Raw genomic sequence first — 16,001 nt, 5'->3', positions numbered from 1 at the left:
GATGAAGGAAGAAGTAGAATCAAGGCTGCGCTCGTCACTCGGCGACGCGATCGTTTCCGTAGACGAATTTAACGAGCAGGTCTCGATTGAGATAAAACGTGACCGGATTACTGATGTCTGCAAAATCTTGAAAGAAGAACTCGGGTTCAACTACCTGTCGGATCTTTGCGGAGCAGACATGCTGAATTATGACGATGCATCGGCGAGAAAGGCTTACCTTGCAATCGAACATGAACATCGGCCGCACCAGGTTCCAAACGAGGAACGATTTCTCGTGGTTTATCAATTGACTTCTCTAAAGGACAAATCCGGGGATTCCGATCTCGGGAAAAGACTAAGGTTGAAAGTTAAAGTTGACGGTGATAATCCGGTTTGCCCGAGCATCACTTCTGTTTTCAAATCGGCAAACTGGTACGAACGTGAAGCGTTCGACATGTTTGGGATTGAGTTCGAAGGCCATCCCGATATGAGGAGGATGTATATGCCGGAGGAATATGAATATTATCCTCTCAGGAAAGATTTTCCTTTGATGGGCGTACCGGGATCGATTCCCCTTCCAAGGAGATAATCATCCACAAGAATTTTGAATTTTGGATCAATGGCGGCATCAGCTGAAGATAAAAAGCCGAAGACACAGTCTGCAGCAAACGTTTCGCAGATACTCAAGGCGCTCGAAGATAGAGATACAAATGTGGTCCTTGAAGACCCGCTGGAAAACTACATGGTCCTCAACATGGGTCCGCAGCATCCGGCAACCCATGGTGTATTGCGGCTTCTGGTGAAATTAGACGGCGAAACAGTTGTCGATTGCATTCCTGAACTCGGTTATCTCCACCGCGGCTACGAAAAAATAGCGGAAGCATGCACATACCATGAGTTTATTCCTCACACGGATCGGCTCGATTATATTTCTCCGCTCGCGAACAATGTCGCATATGCGTTGGCAGTAGAGAAAATTGCCGGAGTCGAAGCGCCTCCCCGTGCACAATATATCAGGGTGATATCCGCAGAACTTGCAAGAATTTCCTCACATCTCATGGCAATCGGAGCGATGGCCATGGATGTGGGCGCGATGACGGTTTTTCTGTGGTCGTTCCGTGAGCGTGAAAAATTGTACGATGTATTTGATCTCTTTACCGGTGTCAGGTTCACGACCAGCTACACGCGAATCGGGGGCGTTGCCCAGGACATGGATGACAAAGCGGTGCAGGCAATCAGGAAATTCATCGACGAGTTCCCTAAGAATTTAAGCGAGATGGGGCGGATGCTGAACAAGAACAGAATTTTCCTGGACAGGACCGTCGGTGTCGGTGCGATTAATGCGGATGATGCGGTCGAGATCGGGCTGAGCGGTCCGAACATCCGTGCCTGTGGAATCGATTACGACCTTCGGACATTTTCACCTTATCTCGTTTACGATCAGCTTTCATTCGATGTCGTCACCGAAAAAGACGGCGATTGCTTTGCGCGGTACATGGTTCGCATGCGCGAGATGGAAGAGAGCTCGAAGCTTGTCAGGCAGGCGCTGGAAAATATGCCGGTCGGTCCGGTGAAAGCCGATTTGCCGAAAAGGGTTCTTCCTGACAAGGAACGAGTGTACACAAAAATGGAAGAGATGATACACGATTTCGTGATCGTAAATGACGGAGTCCATCCGCCGGCAGGCGATGCTTATGTCGCTATTGAAGGCTCCAAGGGTGAATTAGGATTTTACATCATAAGTGACGGCAGCGGCGCACCATGGCGTCTTAAGATTCGCTCTCCTTCATTCTGCAATTTGCAGGCACTCCCGCTTCTGCTGAAGGGACAAATGATTTCCGACGTCGTGGCTATCATCGGAAGTATCGATCCTATAATGGGCGAAGCGGACAAATAAATTTTTAAATATTGGATTGAAAAACGAAAGATCAATAACGTCTAATTAAAATTCAAATTTACGAAGGGCAAATGTTTACAGAAGAAAATCTCCGAAAGGTTGAAGAAATAAAGAAAAGATACCCGACGCAGATGGCTGCCGTCCTGCCGGTACTGTGGTTGGCACAGGAACAATTCGGCTGGATATCGGAAGAGGTTATGCACTATGTCGCTGAACTCCTCGAGGTTCCATTCAGTCATGTTCTCGGTGTCGTGACGTTTTATACTATGTATAGCAAAAAACCTGTGGGGAAATACCACATTCAGGTTTGCGCTAATGTTTCGTGTATGTTGCGCGGCTCGGATAATTTGGTTGAGCACCTTGAGAAAAGGCTTGGAGTCAGAGTTGGAGAAACGACTCCGGACAAGATGTTCACGCTGGATGAAGTCGAGTGCCTGGGTTCTTGTGGAACTGCACCCATGATGCAGATCAACGACGACTACTACGAGAACCTCACCATGGATCAGACCGATCATCTTTTGGACGAGTTTAGGAATAGAAAATCGGCAGGCAGCAGGTAGAATGGTTGAGAGCAGCACAAAACTGTACGGACAGGGCGGCGATCCGGCGTTTCCCAAAATCATTCTCCCGGATATTCATGACCTTAAAAGAATAGAAGTTTACGAAGCCAACGGCGGTTACTCTGCCCTGAAGAAAGCTCTGGGCATGCAGCCTGAAGCAGTGACCGACGAAGTAAAGAGGTCCAACCTGCGGGGCCGAGGAGGTGCGGCATTCCCCACGGGACTAAAGTGGACTTTCATGCCAAAGAACTCCGATAAGACAAAGTATCTCGCCATCAATGCGGATGAAAGCGAACCCGGTTCATTCAAGGACAGGCAGATACTGGAGTTCAACCCGCATCAACTAGTCGAAGGAATTCTCATCGCTTCATATGCGATGGGAATAAAGACGGCATACATTTATATCCGTGGCGAGTACGTGAAATGGATGAAGATTTTGCAGACGGCAATTGATGATGCTTATTCGCGTGGCTATGCAGGAGAAAATGTCCTCGGCTCAAGTTTTTGCGTAAATGTCTACATCCATCGCGGCGCAGGCGCTTACATCTGCGGCGAAGAATCCGGCCTGATGGAATCCATTGAAGGAAAGCGCGGTTATCCGAGGGTCAAACCTCCTTTCCCGGCGCAGAACGGTCTCTGGGGAAATCCGACTACTATTAACAATGTGGAAACGATAGCTAATGTGCCGGCCATTTTGCACAACGGGGCAGAGTGGTTTTCAAAAATCGGAGCGACGAAGCATCCTGGTACACTTCTTTTTGGCGTCAGCGGGCACGTGAACAATCCGGGAATATTCGAGCTGCCGTCGGGAACATTGTTGACGGATATTATCTACAACTACGCGGGCGGCGTAATCGGCGATAAGAAGATTAAGATGGTAATTCCCGGGGGAAGCTCGATGCCGCCTCTGAGAGGTGATCAGCTGGAAGGAGTTCGGATGGATGCCGAGTCGCTTAAGGCGGCTGGAAGCGCAATCGGGACCGGCGGCATCATCGTCATGGATGAAAATACGGATCTCATAAAAGTTCTGCTGCGAATCACAAAATTTTACTGGCACGAGTCGTGCGGGCAATGCACGCCTTGCCGGGAGGGAACAGGGTGGATGAAGAAGATTCTCGAGCGGATGTACCAGGGTGGCGGGAAAGTTGAAGATCTAGATTTGCTTGTCAGAGTCGCAAACAATATCGAGGGCAACACTATCTGCGCGCTCGGCGATGCAGCCGCCTGGCCGGTCAAGTTCACGATCCAGAGATTCAGGAAAGAATTAGAGGCGGAAATTTTACTTCAAGCGAAGAATGCAGCTTGACTATTCCAGTTCTCTGAAAAAAGGTGAGACATCGCCGTAAAAAAGGGAAGAGGCTGAGTTGTTCAAGTTTTGTTTTGAAGTCGGGATGATCGGCGGAGTTTGTTCGGCCGCAGCACCGGCAGGGCAATAATATTCGTTAGTGGCATCGAGGTTGGCTAAATTATCAAAGGGACTCGATTGGATGACATTCCGATAAGAATTTTTAGAATTTCCGAAGAATTCAATGATCTGCCTTTGCCGAATTATATGACCGAGGGTTCGGCGGGAATGGATTTATGTGCTGCAGTCAATGAATCGATTGTAATTAGTCCGATGTCCTCCGCGCTTGTTCCAACGAATTTGATCGTAGAACTGCCGATTGGATTCGAGGCACAGATCAGACCGCGGAGCGGCCTGGCGTTCCGAAATAAAGTAATTCTTCCAAATTCTCCGGGCACGATCGATTCGGACTATCGCGGCGAAATAAAGGTTATCATGATGAACCTTGGGAATGAGCCGTTCATGATTAATCGCGGCGACAGGATAGCACAAATGGTAATTTCAGAATATAAGAAAGTCCGGTGGGAAGAGGCGAAGTCTCTCGGTGGCACAAACCGAGGTGAGGGCGGGTTCGGCTCCACGGGAAAGTGAACAACGAAGACTAATGGCAGTGCTCGCATATCACAAGGTTGACGATAAATTCGAACTCGGCGTCACGAATGTAAGGCCTCAACAGTTCGCGCGGCAAATCTCCGGATTGATGAATCACGGGATCGAGTTCGCTGAATCCGGTGAGCAAGCTGCAAATGATCCCGGCAAGGTGTTTCTTACTTTTGATGATGGTTATGATTGTTTCTTCAGGAACGTTGCGCCATTTTTGATTTCAGTCGGTGCGAGGGCAACCGTATTTGTCATCTCGGATTTCATCGGCAAACAAAATAGCTGGGACCTTCGATTGTCTTATACTCCATTTGTTCACATGAATGAAAACCAGCTCCGAGAGATTTCCAAACTCGGATTTGAAATCGGGAGTCATTCGTGTTCGCACAAAGACTTGTCGAGGCTCGATCGGAAATCCTCATGGGATGAGTTGTCCGGCTCTAAAAAGACGATAGAAGACATAATCGGCAAAGAAATAAATTCAATATCGTTTCCTTATGGGAGGCATAATCGCGACGTAGTGGATCAAGCCCATGAGGTCGGTTATGAAATTTTATTCGGGCTTGGTTCAACCGTTTGTGAGGGTGTTACAAGAAGGATCCCGGTTTATAGGATTGACACGCCGGCGGCCGTCAGACGCAAGGCGGCCATGAATAGGTACGAAGTTCTAAAAAGTGATTTTGTTCATTCTTTTGCATGGTTTTCCGCATTAATTTCTATTGGACAAAAAGGAAAACCCGCATAATAGAAGGAAAAACAAGGATGAATGATGAACGATCCCGCGAGGACGCGAATCTTCTCGCGGAAGAAGTCGAATCTCCGGAAAAAATAAGAGGCGAAGAAAATTCTCTCCCGTCGTTTTTGTCGGGGAAAAGGGAGTGGGTCATTTATGCCGTTGCGCTCTGTCTCCTTTTAGTCCTCGGCTATGCGGTACGGGAAGTGTTTACTCCGATATTTATCTTCGTGCTATTTTTGTTTGCCACGTATCCGTTCAGACACGAAGCTATTATTCGTCATTTTATTTTGGTGGCCACTCTCGTGTTCTTATTCTGGTTCGCATTTGAAATATCGGGAGCAGTTGTACCGTTCGTCGTCGCGTTTCTTCTGAGCTATATCTTTACTCCCGTCGTCGAATGGCTGGCAAAGAAAAGGATCCCGCGCCCGGTTTCTATCGCCGGTATTCTTCTCGTGCTGCTGGGAATTCTTGTTGCCATATTCGTAGTAGTTCTTCCCATGGTGTTCCAGCAGTTTCAGAATTTTCTCGCGTCCATTCCGACTCTCGCCGGTGAAATAAGTAATTCTCTCAACAACCTTGTGAACAGGGGTTTTCTCGGCTTCGCGCCGGAGAGTCAGGGACTTCAGCAGGCGGTCATAAATGAGATCTCTTCGAGGATCGAGGATGTAACGCGTGCGATACCAAATGGCATTCTGAATTTTGTCGCACAAGCGGCAACTGCGTTGACTAAGATGCTGAATCTCGTGCTTGTGCCCTTCCTAAGCTTTTATATCATGAAAGATTTTGATCTGATAAAGACCAGAGTCAAGATGTTATTCCCGCGGCGGCAGCGCCAGCTCGTATCCGAACTTTATGTAATCGTCGACAGGATCCTCGGAAGCTATTTGCGTGGAGCATTGACCGTCGCGTTCATAAACGCGATTGTTATCTCCCTGCTAATGTCGATCTGGGGCGTGAAGTATCCTCTCGTGATCGGACTTATCTCGGGTGTGCTGGACATGATTCCATATTTTGGAGTTATCATCAGCACTTCGGTTGCAGTATTGATCGCGCTTTTTGGAGACAATCCGGGTTTCCAGGTCGTCATGGTGCTGTGTTCATTTCTCGGGATGAACCTGACTGAAACGGCTATTCTCTATCCGAAAATCATCGGCTCAAAAATAGGCGTGCATCCCGTCATGTTGATCCTTGCACTTTTAATCTTTGGGTATTTTCTGGGATTCCTCGGTCTGTTAATAGCTGTGCCCACGACAGCAATCCTTATTGCTTTCAGAAAATATTACGAACGGAACCTTAGAACAGAACATTGAATTCCACTCTCTATGTAGTTTCGACTCCGATCGGCAACTATGACGATATTTCTCTTCGAGCATTAGCTGTTTTAAAGCAGGTCGACTTTGTAATCTGCGAAGAGTTCAAAGAAGGCTACAAGCTTCTTCGCTATTACGGGATCGATAAACCTCTCGAAGCCTTGAACGAACACAACGAAGCAAGAGATGCCGAAGCGACAGTTGAAAGGATTAGAGACGGAGCAAATGCTGCTCTTGTCTCGGATGCCGGTACGCCCGTGTTTGCCGATCCGGGTGCAAAATTAATCAACGCCGCATTGAAATGCGGTATCAAGGTTGTTCCAATTCCCGGTGCATCGTCGATACTTGCTGCGCTTGTCGTCTGCAATTTTGATATAAGCTCGTTCCACTATGCAGGTTTTCTGCCGAGAAAGAAGGACGAGCGGTTGAGGAGATTAAAAGAGCTTGCATCCATGAAGTTTGTATCCGTTATAATGGAGACACCGTACAGGTTCAAGGCGCTTATTGAAGATTGCCTTTCAACTTTCGGAAGAGACAGAAGGGCTGTTGTCGCGGTTGACCTCACGATGGAAACTGAAAAAATTATTCGCGGGAGATTGGGAGACATTGAACGGGAATTCAAAAAAGAGCCGTTCAAGGCCGAATTTGTTTTGGTTTTAGATGCGCCGGGCAGGAATTGATCGGGGACGACATGCAGATGCCTGCGGACCGCTGCTCGCAAATCTCCAAATCCTGAACAGTGCCAGGAATTCAGGGCGTGAAAAAAATGCGTTGCTGTGAATCGGCTCCGGCCATGAATATGAATTCAAGAGTCTGGAGAGTGCAGCTCCTGCGAAGTCTGCGGCTGTCCCTTATGTTCCTTTCGGTTTCTTTATTTTTTTCATGCTCCGACAAACCTCCGATTCGTGAGGGGGATTTCGTCGAAATTTACGTCCAGCTCCAGTTGACGGATGCACAATACTCCGCTCAGCCATCGGTACAAAAAGCAAAAGTGGATTCACTTCTGAAGGCGTTCAACGTGAACGACAGTCTGGTGAATTCCACATTATCGTGGTACAGTCGTAAACCGGAACGTTGGCAGAAATTTTTTGGCGATGTTCAGAATAGAATGAGCGGGATTAAGGCTGCCTATCTCCGAGAGAAACACTGAGAACTCTGGAAACGAGGATCACCTCCGCCAGCTCGCAATCGGGCAGTACGGCGTGGGCATCGACCGGGTTCCTTGTCTTCTCCAGCTGCGATGTAATCAGCTTGAACCTTTTCTTTTCTATCAGGTTCTTGAAATTCACTTCGTAACCATTGCTTTTAATCAGGTCAAAGACATCGATGACATTCTGCAGCGAGAGCTGCATAAGTGATGCGATTTCTGCCGCCGTAAGTTTCTCCAAGTAAAGCTCGTAGATCCGGCGTTCATTTTCCGGGAGATGAATTTTTTCGGATGGCGCAAAATCGGAACAGACTTGTAATAGACGTCGAAGAATATCTCTGGAATTCACCCGGGGTAAGTAGCGGACAATTTCTTCTTCGGCGGAAGGCCGGGCATTGGCAATTTGGATCAAATCCTCATCCGTGACCACGGCAAATACGGGTAGACTCAGTTCTTTCGAAAGGCTGAGCCGTTCGTCTCTTAAAGCTTTGTAGAGTGCTTTTCTAAATTTGAATTGTTTCTTCGCCGGGATAGATATCCCGGTTTGCAGATATTTTTTTCCCTCTTCCGTAATCGACACGGTCGGATTGATGAACTTCATCCTGACCAGGTATTCTCTCGAAAGGAGGAAATCAAATGCTGCAAAAACGACTTGCGGAGGAAGTTGATTCAAGGCTCCGGAAAATTTCGGACGAAGCTCCTCCGCAAGCTTCCCGCTCCCTTCCAGAAGAATTTTGCAGTAAGTCGATCTTCCATATCGTCCCTGAGTCTCTTTTACCAAAGACAGGATCGTTCGATAGATTTCCACTGCGCTTGGCAATCCTTCTGAACCTTGCATTGAAAAAGTCTTATTGATGGTACAGTTGTCGCAGTTTCCGCATCCGCTTTCAATTTCCTCCGCGCCGAAATAATCAAGTATAAAGTTTGTCCGGCAAGACGTTGTTCTGGCATATTCCACCATTTGTTCGAGGCGCTGGTGCGCTCGTTCCCGGAGGAGCGAGAGCTGCTGAAAGTTGACGGGGAGTCGATCGGTCCGCCGTTCGAGCATTTTGAATGTTATTCCCTCGGACGGCGGCTTGTATTCCAGGATACCGGAACGCTGGAGGATCGAGAGAGTGCGGTTGACCGTTGAAGCGTCGAGATCCGATTTATGAGATAGTTCTTCAAGCGAAGCGGTCTGCGGCTCAAGAAACACCGAGCTCCCGAACAGACGGAGAATTGTTTCAAGTATGAGTCTCGTATCATGGGAGGACGTTCGATCGATCGCTCTCTTGAATGAATCCATGTCTACTTTCGATCGGATGTGCGCCGCTGCTGAAGCGTTCGGAGCCAATTGAATTACGTTTGACCTGGCAAGAATATTGACGACGGATTCTATTTTGCGGGAGTTCAGTCTTGTTCGGCCTGCAATTTCGGAGGCGTCAACCGTAAGATTAGTTTCCGATCTGTCGCCAACGTGGATCGAAAACGAGTCGAGGATCGAATTGTACGCTCGAGTGAATTCCTCCCTCTCGGGATAAAGCGAATCGATGAAATATGTTTGGACTCCTAAATCCTTTTGGTGGAAAAGCAAGATGCATTCGGAAAGTTTTCCATCTCTGCCGGCCCTTCCGGCTTCTTGATAGTATGCTTCAAGTGTTCCCGGAATTTCATAATGAATTATATAACGAACGTCTGACTTGTTGATGCCCATGCCGAACGCGTTGGTTGCCACCATGACACGGTTTGAGTTCAGGAATTCCATTTGTGATTTCGTCCGTTCCTCTCCGGTGAGACCGGCATGATAACGAAGTGCCTTTATTCCGTTAGCATTGAGAAGGTCATGAATTTCATCGACGCTTTTGCGGGTCGCCGCGTAGACTATTCCGGCGCTTTGTCGAGACGCAGGATCCTGAGACTTTATGAATTTGAGAATAGATTGAGTTTTGCCCGATTCCACCAAAACCCTGAATGAAAGATTTTCACGGGCAAAACCGCTGATGTAAACGCGGGGGTCTCTCATCTTCAACTGTGCTACAATATCGTCTTGAACGTCCGGCGTCGCGGTTGCCGTCAAAGCAAGGACGGTAGGAAATCCGATCGCATCCAGGAATTCGGAGATGCGAGTATAATGCGGCCTGAAATCGTGTCCCCACTGGCTGATGCAATGCGCCTCATCGACGGCAACAAGGGAAATTCTTACTGAAGACAAAGACCCCAGGAATCTTTTGCTTCCCAATCGCTCGGGGGCAACATAAAGAAGTTTCACTTTGCTTGCTCCGACAAGCCGCATTCTCTCTTGAATCGCGTCCAGCTCAAGTGAGCTGTCCAGCTGGGTAGCGATCAAGCCGTTACGATTTATCTGTGCAACTTGATCGCGCATCAAACTGATAAGCGGCGTTATAACCAGTGTAAGCCCGTCATTAAGAAGTGCGGGAAGCTGATAGCATATGGATTTTCCTCCGCCGGTCGGCATGACCGCGAGCGTGTCGAAACCGCTCATTACCGAATTAATTATTTCAAACTGTCCGGGTCGGAATTCTTTCAGCCCGAAGAATTTCTCAAGTCCCTTCTGTAATCGATCACGGGGAATCATCGCTTCAATTTAATCATGGAAGAGTAAAGAACAGAATGGTTGAATTATGTCTGGATGGAACCTGTTCGAATTGCCGATGAGGTGACGTCTCCTTTGTGTGATGAAATTCACTTCACCATGGTGTAAAGGAACCATCGATACACATAATTCGTTATTGAACCATGTACCACTACCACCTTGAGATGCTGGATCATCATTGACAAATTATCTTAGACAATCACGTCATAACAAGAGGAGGAGACATGAACTTGGGACGACTCGCGTTGATTTCCAGATGGATTTCATTGGGGCAAATATTATTTCTTTGTTTTACATGCTCGGTCGGTGAAGCCCAAACATTAAATGATACGCTTGATTCGCCTTTGGATGGACAGGTGAACTGTGTAGTTGTAAGTGGAAACAAAATCTATTTTGGGGGCAACTTCACAAAAATCGGATACTCTACCGGTACCGGTGCGCTTTTGGACACGGGGACAGCCGTACCCGATCGCACGTTCCCCAAGTTCGATCCGATGGGAAATCTTGTCCTGACTTCCGTGGCTGACGGCTCAGGTGGATTGTACGTTGGCGGCCAGTTCCTCTATATCAACGGTGTGCCGAGAAAATACCTGGCGCATGTTCGTGCAGATCGTTCACTTGATTCATGGAACCCGGCGCCGAATAGTTTCGTGGAAACGATGTCGGTCGCCGGAAATCGGTTGTATGTTGGAGGAGTTTTCGATTCGATTGCCGGTCAGGCACGCGGACACGCTGCGGCGTTCAATATTTCGGATGGTTCACTTCTATCATGGGATCCCCAGGCCGATAACGAAGTGACTGCGCTTCAGCAGATGGGCGCTTATGTTTATATAGGAGGTTACTTCACCGGTTTGCACAGTCAACTTCATTTGACGATCGGTTCTGTCGATACGACGGCTGGCAATCCTACGAATTGGTCCTTTTACAATACGGTCCCAAGCGGCTCGGGGCATATATCATGTTTCGTTTACGCCGGTGGATATCTTTACGCTGCCGGATTGTTCTCAATGATTGACAGTGTCAACAGAAATGGGTTGATAAAATTCGATCAAGCCGGGAATGTAGTCACGGGTTGGAATCCCGGTGCGACAATGTCGGGCGGCGGAGGCTATGCAAGCGTTCTCGCCGTCTCGGGGAGCAACGTGTTCGTCGGTGGCTCATTCACTTCGATCGGCGGGAGTTCGGTCAGCAATCTCGCGGCAATAGATACCGGTACAGGCCTCGCATCATCATGGAACCCCAATCCGAACAACAACGTAACTGCGCTTGCTGTATCGGGGACGAAATTATTCGTAGGCGGAAATTTTACATCTATCGGCGGAAGGAGTATCAATAACCTGGCAGCGGTAGATATGACAACAGGCAACGCGTCAACATGGGATGCAAAACTTTATAATTATCCCTCTACAGTGAATGTCTGGACAATTACACCAGTGGGGACTTCAATTTTCACGGGAGGATTCTTCATCGCTGCCGGGCAGACCACGCGAAACGGACTGGCATCCATTGATTTTTCTACGGGACGTGTCACTTCATGGAACCCCAATGTCACGGGAGGCCCGGTCAACGCCATCGCTTCAGCAGGCGATAAAATAATCGCGGGCGGGAGTTTTACATTTGTCGGAGGCTTGTATTCGATTTCTAATCTCGCAGCATTCGACACACTTAATGGGAGTCCCGAACTCAGCCCGAATTGGTTGGGAACCGCAAGCAGCGCCGTGTACGCTTTGGAGGTGCTCGGGGATAGGTTATATCTCGGCGGCAATTTCACGGCCGTCAACTCAACCAGCCGGTCTTACGTGGCAGCACTGAACAAACGTGATGGTTCACTTCTCTCATGGCATCCCGTCCTGAATAGCGGCGGAGTATATTCGCTGGCTTCTTCCGGATCGAAAATCTTCCTGAGCGGTTTCTTCACTCAGATTGGTTCCGCTTCACGCCAGTATGCCGCCGCATTCGATACCGTTACCGATACTCTTACTTCATGGAACCCTGGTCCGGATAATATCTGTATGTCCCTCGCTGCACAAAATGGGAAAGTCTATCTCGGAGGAGAGATTTTTAACGTTGATGGACAGTCAATGAAAAGCATTGCCGCCGTGGATACCGCAACCGGAGCATTGGTTCCGGGTTTCAACGCTAATTTTACTTTAGCATTCACGGTCGATGCCATCGCAGTCGCTGACACGCATCTGGTAATCGGAGGAAATTTTTCATCGAGCTACCCTCCTCATAGGTCGGCACTCGCTTATCTAAATGCGAATACTGGCTCGACCAATTCATTCAATGCACATGAGAACAACGATGTCGGCTCAGGAAATGTCAATGCGCTTGCCATCGCAAATCACATGTTTGTTGTTGGTGGACAGTTTGTAGCTTTGAATTATTTTCCGCAGTCTAACCTTGCCGTTTACAGCGACTCGTCGATTAATCCTAGCGGAGATATCCCGCTCGACGTGGAGGCGACCGATTTCGAGGCGAAGTCGGATGGAGGTTCCGTTATCCTGTCATGGAGAGCACAATCCGAAATCGACATCGCAGGTTATAACATCCTTCGGGAAGATCCCGGTACGGAAGTGTTCAAGATAATCTCAGGATACTTGAACAATTATCATCTGAAATCTGACGGAGCATCGATCGGCGGGAGAGGTTATGATTATTCAGATTTAAGAGTAGTTGCGGGCAGAACTTACGTCTATGAAATCCAGAGCGTTTCATTAAACGGTAATGCTAAAGTTCTCGCTACGCTCTCGACGACCATTGGCGACCCGAAAGCGTACGCACTTTACCAGAACTATCCGAACCCGTTCAACCCATCGACTACGATCAGGTTCGACTTGAAAGAACAATCGACGGTGACTCTGGATATCTATAACGTACTCGGACAGAGAGTTCTCGAGAACAACTATGGAACAATGAATGCCGGAAGATACAACGAGAACATAAACATGGACAGATTTGCGAGCGGAGTTTACTTATACCGTATCGCAGCGCAAGGAAATGACGGACAGAAGTTTGTGTCGATAAGGAAATTGGTTTTGATGAAGTGAGCCATCGTCTTTGAAAAGTTAACAAACGGAGTAGAAATGTCAAGAAAGATATCTGAAAATATCACCGCATTATTGTTCGTTCTGCTGAATCTTGCGATGGTGTTCTTCTCGATCGAGCCATGCGCCGCACAAACGGCGGTTCAGCCATCCGGCAGCGGGACTTCAGGCGATCCATATCTTATAGCGACGCTCGATAATCTTGCCTGGTTGCAGGAGACGGCAAACGATACCGCTTGGGGGAGGTATTACAAACAAACGGCTAACATTGACGCGTCTCCGACATCGACATGGAATTCTAACGCCGGGTCTTCGCCTATAGGAAATAGCTCGAAGTATTTTACAGGCACTTACGATGGCAGCGGGTGCACCATTACCGGTTTGTATATTAGCAGGAGTTCAACGAATTATGTCGGTTTGTTCGGCTACACCAGAAAAGCCACGATAGACTCCATCGGCCTGGTAAACGTGAATATAACCGGGCAGAATTATGTCGGCAGCCTCGCAGGAAATGATGAGGACTCATCGACTATAAGCAGCACCTACATTACCGGAAGTGTAAGCGGCAGCACGGTTATCGGTGGTCTCGTAGGCAACAATGATACATCATCGACCGTAAGCAACAGTTACTGTACTGCAAGTGTGAGCGGGAGCTTTATTATCGGTGGTGTTGTTGGTGAGAATGGAAACTCAGCAGCAATAAGCGACTGTTACAGCACCGGAAGCGTCAGCGGCATCTCTATTGTCGGCGGCTTCGCGGGATATGATGGTGCAGGCTCAGCGGTAACTGATTGCTTCTGGAATACAACAACCTCCGGCCAGTCAAGCAGCGCCGGCGGGACGGGAGAGACTACGGCGGAGATGAAAAATCCATCTACATTCGATTATGCAGGGTGGGATTCCACGGTGTGGCATTGGGCTGCTAGCGTCAACTCCGGCTATCCTTACCTTGGATGGCAGAACCTCGGTGGCATCTCAATATTTACAGCCATCGCTCCCTCCGGCAGCGGGACGTCGAGCGATCCGTACCAGATAGATTCGCTTGGCAACCTATACTGGCTGCAGGCGGTGGCGGGTGGCAGCGCCTGGGGCAATTATTATAATAAGTATTATAGGCAGACTGCAGACATAAATGCGTCTTCCGATACGAGTTGGAATTCCGGCGCCGGGTTTTCGCCGATAGGGAATAATTCGCCGCCATTTAGCGGCGGTGCTTACGATGGCGACTGGCACACCATTACCGGCTTGTATATCAGCAGGAGTTCGACAGATAATGTTGGCTTGTTTGGCGAGGCAGCTGCAGCGACGATAGTAAACCTCGGGCTGATAAACGTGAATGTAACTGGACATGATGACGTTGGAGGTCTTGTGGGACTTAACCTCGCGTCAGCAGTAAGCAACTGCTACAGCACCGGCAGTGTGAATGGCAGCTCTTATGCTGGCGGTCTCATTGGTTTGAACCTTGACGGACTACCTACCAACTGTTATAGCACTGCAAACGTAATCGGCAGCTCTTGTGTGGGTGGTCTCGTGGGAATAAACGGAGGCACAACTATAAGCGACTGCTACAGCACCGGAAGTGTGAGTGGCAGTTCTAATGTTGGCGGTCTTGTAGGGGCAACGGGCACTGTCATTGGCGCTGACCCCGGGTCAGTAAGCGATTGCTTCTGGGATATAACAACCTCCAATCAATCAACCAGCGCCTATGGAACGGCGGGGGAAACAGGGGAGACCGACGCAGCTATGAAAACACGATCCACTTATGCTGGTTGGGACTTCACAAATACCTGGGCGATGAACGTAGGATTCAACAATGGCTACCCATTTTTTGTTGTATTTCACCCGGAGCCGACCATATCCGTGGGACTATCTAATGTTGCACCGACTTCTGCGACACTCGCCGGGATAGTAACAGTGAGCGAAAAAACGGTCGTCCGTTTCCTTTGGGGAACGACATCCGGGGTTTACGTCGATAGTATTCCGGCATCTCCCGATACCGTAAGCGGTGATACCGCAACTTCCGTCTCCGCTAATATCACTGGGCTCAGTGCAGGCAACACTTATTACTATACGATTTCCGACTCGAACGCTTATGGGTATTATCGCGGCAGCGAAAACAGTTTTGTTGCCGGCAATTATGCTCGGTGGGGAGATGCTTTGAGCTTTGCTTCCGGCCAGAGTGCATATTACAGCAGCACTCTTCCTGTTTATGCTGCGTTGACGCTTGAATGTTGGGTTAACTGGGATGGAACAACCGGGACTGATGAGGGAATTGTGTATGATGGTAACACGTCGTCCGATGGCTTCGGGATATATATTAATTCCAGCGGTCAACTATCAATTTTGGTTGGCGGCATTAACTACACTGCGTCGACCGACACGTTGAAGCCGGGAACGTGGACCCATCTTGCACTGGTCAGGAGCGGTGGTGGCTGGACACTCTATGACAATGGAATAGACGTAGCGGCTTCAAACGCATCTCTCGATGTGCCGTCTGGAAATTTCTTCGTTGGAGGGAATTATAATGGCGGCCCCCCAATAGAGTATTTCAATGGGAGAATAGATGAAGTCAGATACTCCGATGTGGAAAGATACACGTCAAACTACGCGACGCCATCATCGCCCTTTACTACCGATGCAAACACAGTCGCGTTGTACCATTTCAATGAAGGCCACGGAACTACAGCTCATGATTCATCAGGACATGGGTACGACCTGACGCTATACAATTCGCCTGCCTGGGCAACAAGCGACATTTCTCTCTCCGTTCAGGCGACCGACTTTCTG

At 48.6% G+C, this 16,001-nt stretch carries 12 protein-coding genes; 11 read left to right on the top strand and 1 reads right to left on the bottom strand.

Annotated elements, in window-relative coordinates:
* Nucleotide 1 precedes the first annotated feature (1 nt).
* The 9 genes from VLX91_05095 to VLX91_05055 all read left to right on the top strand — a co-directional run bounded on the left by VLX91_05095 (nt 2) and on the right by VLX91_05055 (nt 7,577).
* On the top strand, nt 2–568 hold the full coding sequence (locus VLX91_05095; GenBank protein ID HUI29569.1) for an NADH-quinone oxidoreductase subunit C: 567 nt from the start codon (nt 2–4) through the stop codon (nt 566–568).
* A 30-nt stretch (nt 569–598) separates the two neighbouring features.
* Complete coding sequence (gene nuoD / locus VLX91_05090; GenBank protein HUI29568.1) at nt 599–1,876, top strand: NADH dehydrogenase (quinone) subunit D; 1,278 nt, start codon at nt 599–601, stop codon at nt 1,874–1,876.
* Between the two features lie 71 nt (nt 1,877–1,947).
* Nucleotides 1,948–2,436: an NADH-quinone oxidoreductase subunit NuoE gene (nuoE, locus tag VLX91_05085; GenBank protein ID HUI29567.1), complete on the top strand. Its 489-nt coding sequence runs from the start codon at nt 1,948–1,950 to the stop codon at nt 2,434–2,436.
* Nucleotide 2,437: 1 nt separating this feature from the next.
* Nucleotides 2,438–3,742 (top strand): NADH-quinone oxidoreductase subunit NuoF, encoded by a 1,305-nt coding sequence (nuoF, locus tag VLX91_05080; GenBank protein ID HUI29566.1) that lies wholly within the window; start codon nt 2,438–2,440, stop codon nt 3,740–3,742.
* A gap of 177 nt (nt 3,743–3,919) precedes the next feature.
* Nucleotides 3,920–4,372, top strand: coding sequence for a dUTP diphosphatase (gene dut, locus VLX91_05075; GenBank protein HUI29565.1), 453 nt, complete (start codon nt 3,920–3,922; stop codon nt 4,370–4,372).
* A 13-nt stretch (nt 4,373–4,385) separates the two neighbouring features.
* Entirely contained in the window at nt 4,386–5,126 is a 741-nt protein-coding gene (locus tag VLX91_05070) for a polysaccharide deacetylase family protein (GenBank protein ID HUI29564.1), read from the top strand.
* A 17-nt stretch (nt 5,127–5,143) separates the two neighbouring features.
* Nucleotides 5,144–6,427, top strand: a complete 1,284-nt coding sequence (locus VLX91_05065) for an AI-2E family transporter (GenBank protein HUI29563.1) — start codon at nt 5,144–5,146, stop codon at nt 6,425–6,427.
* A complete protein-coding gene (rsmI, locus tag VLX91_05060) occupies nt 6,424–7,107 on the top strand; it encodes a 16S rRNA (cytidine(1402)-2'-O)-methyltransferase (protein ID HUI29562.1) in 684 nt (227 codons plus the stop codon). Before VLX91_05065 ends, rsmI begins: the two co-directional genes overlap by 4 nt.
* A gap of 86 nt (nt 7,108–7,193) precedes the next feature.
* Nucleotides 7,194–7,577 carry a DUF4296 domain-containing protein gene (locus VLX91_05055; protein HUI29561.1) on the top strand — a complete coding sequence of 128 codons (384 nt, stop codon included), beginning with the start codon at nt 7,194–7,196 and terminating at the stop codon, nt 7,575–7,577.
* Here the strand turns inward: VLX91_05055 and VLX91_05050 are convergent.
* Nucleotides 7,546–10,149, bottom strand: a complete 2,604-nt coding sequence (locus tag VLX91_05050; GenBank protein ID HUI29560.1) for a RecQ family ATP-dependent DNA helicase — start codon at nt 10,147–10,149, stop codon at nt 7,546–7,548. The two genes, VLX91_05055 and VLX91_05050, sit on opposite strands and share 32 nt — an antisense overlap.
* A 242-nt stretch (nt 10,150–10,391) precedes the next feature.
* On the opposite strand from VLX91_05050, the gene VLX91_05045 reads away from it, so the two are divergent.
* Nucleotides 10,392–13,217 (top strand): T9SS type A sorting domain-containing protein, encoded by a 2,826-nt coding sequence (locus tag VLX91_05045; GenBank protein ID HUI29559.1) that lies wholly within the window; start codon nt 10,392–10,394, stop codon nt 13,215–13,217.
* 36 nt (nt 13,218–13,253) lie between these two features.
* On the top strand, nt 13,254–16,001 hold a 2,748-nt coding region (locus VLX91_05040; protein ID HUI29558.1), incomplete at its 3' end, for a LamG-like jellyroll fold domain-containing protein.

Source organism: Candidatus Acidiferrales bacterium (genome assembly GCA_035515795.1).
In the GTDB taxonomy this organism is placed as follows: Bacteria; Bacteroidota; Ignavibacteria; order Kryptoniales; family JAKASW01; genus JAKASW01.
Note: the sequence above shows the minus strand (reverse complement) of the source record. Positions and strands in the feature narration are given on the sequence as shown.

Bases quoted from the DNA above. Each gene is read 5' to 3' on its own strand.
- VLX91_05070 (HUI29564.1), top strand. From the start codon at position 4,386: ATGGCAGTGCTCGCATATCACAAGGTTGACGATAAATTCGAACTCGGC.
- VLX91_05095 (HUI29569.1), top strand. From the start codon at position 2: ATGAAGGAAGAAGTAGAATCAAGGCTGCGCTCGTCACTCGGCGACGCG.
- nuoF (HUI29566.1), top strand. From the start codon at position 2,438: ATGGTTGAGAGCAGCACAAAACTGTACGGACAGGGCGGCGATCCGGCG.
- VLX91_05045 (HUI29559.1), top strand. From the start codon at position 10,392: ATGAACTTGGGACGACTCGCGTTGATTTCCAGATGGATTTCATTGGGG.
- nuoE (HUI29567.1), top strand. From the start codon at position 1,948: ATGTTTACAGAAGAAAATCTCCGAAAGGTTGAAGAAATAAAGAAAAGA.
- VLX91_05065 (HUI29563.1), top strand. From the start codon at position 5,144: ATGAATGATGAACGATCCCGCGAGGACGCGAATCTTCTCGCGGAAGAA.
- VLX91_05050 (HUI29560.1), bottom strand. From the start codon at position 10,149: ATGATTCCCCGTGATCGATTACAGAAGGGACTTGAGAAATTCTTCGGG.
- VLX91_05055 (HUI29561.1), top strand. From the start codon at position 7,194: ATGCGTTGCTGTGAATCGGCTCCGGCCATGAATATGAATTCAAGAGTC.
- nuoD (HUI29568.1), top strand. From the start codon at position 599: ATGGCGGCATCAGCTGAAGATAAAAAGCCGAAGACACAGTCTGCAGCA.